General features: G+C 39.2%; 1 protein-coding gene. It reads left to right on the top strand.

The window, feature by feature from the left end:
- On the top strand, window positions 1-367 hold a 367-nt coding region (locus V6251_RS15180; RefSeq protein ID WP_341589005.1), incomplete at both ends, for an Ig-like domain-containing protein.

The raw sequence follows: 367 nt of genomic DNA, 5'->3' as shown, positions 1-367 counted from the left end.
AACAATACGTTTGTTGGACAACCAGTCTCTGGTAATGTATTAACTAACGATGAAGATTTTGAAGGTGATAACCAAACAGTAACTGCTAATACGAATCCAGCTAATGGTTCAGTAACTATTGATGCTGCTGGTAATTATACCTATACGCCTAATGCTGGTTTTACTGGTGAAGATACTTTTACTTACACAATCTGTGATGATGGTACTCCTCAAGCTTGTGATACTGCAACTGTATATATCGAGGTTTTACCTGAAAGTGGTCCTGAAAACGAAGCTCCTATTGCTAATGCTGATACTGCAACCACACCTGAAGGTACTCCTGTTGATATTGTGGTCTTAGCTAACGACTTTGATCCAGATGCTGATC

Origin of the sequence: Olleya sp. Ti.3.14, assembly GCF_038154885.1 — a bacterium.
In the GTDB taxonomy this organism is placed as follows: domain Bacteria; phylum Bacteroidota; class Bacteroidia; order Flavobacteriales; family Flavobacteriaceae; genus Olleya.
This window is presented reverse-complemented; position numbering and strand designations above follow the sequence as displayed.